This is a genomic window from Arthrobacter sp. I3 (assembly GCF_000520575.1).
GTDB lineage: Bacteria > Actinomycetota > Actinomycetes > Actinomycetales > Micrococcaceae > Arthrobacter > Arthrobacter humicola_A.
Window position 1 is genome coordinate 1 of record NZ_AZSB01000558.1, and the last position, 2,500, is coordinate 2,500.

Here is a 2,500-nt window from a genome sequence, read left to right on the forward strand (position 1 = left end):
CGCTTTCATTCTCTACAAGCCCGCCGCGGCCATCGTCTACGCCGTGGCCTTCAAGCTCATGGGATCCTCGGGCGGCAACGTCCTGCTGGGATCCATTACCGGTTTCGCCCTCATGATTGTCGCCCTGCTGGCCCTGCCGGCATTGATGCGCTTCGTCACCCCCATGGTCGGAGCTGTCGCTTCCGGTTCCGGCGGCGGAGCAGGAGCGGCGGTGGGGGCCATGGCCACCGGCGCTGTCTCGATGGGCCGCTCGGGCAGTGGACGCGGCAACGCATCGCCCACACCGGCCAGCCAGCCCGGCCAGAGCGCCAGCGCACAGGGCAGCAAGGGCGCCGGCGGCAGCAACGGCGGCAACGGCAAACCCACCCCCGGCTCAACGGGCCCCGGCGGGGCGCCCCGCAAGGGCACCACCGGAAGCGCCGCTACCGCCGGGGCAGGCACCTCCGGCTCAGTCGCAGGAGCCGGCGCAGGTTCCGCCGGTAAAGCCGCCGGCCCGGCCGGAATCGCCGTCGCCGCAGGAGCACAAGCAGCGTCAAAGGCCTCTCAGGCCGCACAACAAACCGCGCAGGATTCAACCGGCCAATCAGGATCGATGGANAATACCGAATACAAGGAACCGTCCTACGGCAACTGGCGGGTTCCCCGTTCCGCGGGGCTGGGAAGCCTGGGCGCGATCGGCACCGGCATCGTCATGACCGGTCTGCTGGCCGGCATCATCACCTTCGCCATCTGGGGCCTGCTGCCGGGCCTGAGCGTCCTTGCCGTCGCCGGACTGCTCGTGCTGCTTCTGACCGTCAAAGACAAGCATGGTCAGTCCATCGTGGACCGGTCCGCGACGCGGATGAACTTCCGTCTCGCCCGTTCCGGCGGGACCAACCTCTACCGTTCCGGCCCACTAGGGGTCACCGAGTGGGGCATGTTCCAGCTTCCCGGCCTGGCCGCGAAGTCCCGGCTGTACGAGTTCAACGACTCCTACAACCGCCCCTTCGCCATGCTTCACGTCCCCACCACGAACCACTTCACCGTGGTCTTCTCCACCGAACCTGACGGCGCTTCCCTGGTGGATCCGGAACAGGTCGACGCCTGGGTCGCGAACTGGGGCGGTTGGATCGCCGGACTCGGGGATGAAGCCGGGCTGGAGGCCGCGGCCGTGACCGTGGAGACCGCCCCGGACTCCGGCTACCGGCTGCGCAACGAAGTTGAAATGAACATCCACCCCGACGCCCCGGAGGCCGCGAAGGCAATCCTTCGCGAGGTTGTCCGCACCTACCCGGAAGGCTCGGCCACCGTCCGGGCCTGGGTGTCTCTGACCTTCACCGCCGCGCTGCGCTCCGGGTCCCGGAAGCGCGAACCCGAAGACGTCGCCCGGGACCTGGCCTCCCGCATCCCGGGGCTTGGTGCCCGGCTGCAGGCCACCGGCGCTGGCATTGCCCGGCCGATGTCCGCGCAGGAACTCTGCGAGGTCGTCCGGATCGCCTACGACCCGCCCGCGGCCTTGATCATTGATGAAGCCCACGCCGCCGGATCCCCGGTCGCCCTCACCTGGGGCGAAGTCGGCCCCTCTGCGACGCAGGCGAGCTGGGACGACTACCGGCACGACGGCGCGTTCTCTGCCTCCTGGACCATGACCGGCGCCCCCCGCGGTTCGGTAAATTCCTCGGTTCTCTCCCGGCTGTTGGCCCCGCACGGGGACATCGACCGCAAGCGCGTTTCCCTGCTCTACCGTCCGATGGATTCGGCCCGGGCCGCCGCCGTCGTCGAGCGGGACCAGAACAACGCCAACGTCCGCATCACCTCCGGAGGGCGCCCCTCCGCCCGCGCCCTGGTCGACGCACGCTCCGCCGCCCAAACCGCCCAGGAAGAAGCGCAAGGTGCCGGGCTGGTGAACTTCGGCATGGTCGTCACCGCCACCGTCACCGACCCGGCCCGGCTCCCCGACGCGGTCGCCGCCGTGGAACAGACCTCCGGGACCGCCCGGGTGCTGCTGCGCCGTGCCTACGGTTCCCAGGACACCGCGTTCGCCGCGTCCCTGCCGCTCGGACTGGTCCTGCCCAAGCACATCCTGCTGCCCACCGAAATCAGAGAGGCCCTGTAATGCAGAAGCTCTTTCGACGGAAGAAGAAGAATCCGCTCCTTGATGGTGTGGAATCCGAAGCCCGCGACGGCCGCGCGTCCACGGCTCGTCCGGCCCGGTTGCGTGTCCCCGGGTCCCGTGGCTGGCGAGGGCGCGGGGGAGGGGCTGCGGCCCTGGTCCCGGCGGTGCGTGAATACCGTGGGACCACGGTGCAGGTCTGCGGGCTGTGGCCGTTTTCCTCGGGTACGTCCTCGCCCATGGTCGGCGTCCCGCTGGGTCGGCACGAGGAAACCCAGGCCACGGTCTGCTGTGATCCGATCAGCTGGTTCCAGCGCGCCCACCTGATTTCCAACCCCTCCGCGTTCATCCTCGGCAAACCCGGTCTGGGCAAATCCACGCTCGTGCGCCGCATGATGCTGGGCCTGT

General features: G+C 69.3%; 1 protein-coding gene and 1 pseudogene. Both read left to right on the top strand.

All coding sequences use genetic code 11. The features are described 5' to 3' along the window. Positions 1 to 592 precede the first annotated feature (592 nt). Complete coding sequence (locus Y706_RS0102685) at positions 593 to 2,095, top strand: SCO6880 family protein (RefSeq protein ID WP_028275361.1); 1,503 nt, start codon at positions 593 to 595, stop codon at positions 2,093 to 2,095. Then, positions 2,095 to 2,500 (top strand): annotated as a pseudogene (locus tag Y706_RS29970) (ATP/GTP-binding protein); the annotation flags it as partial. The gene Y706_RS0102685 and the pseudogene Y706_RS29970, both read left to right, overlap by 1 nt.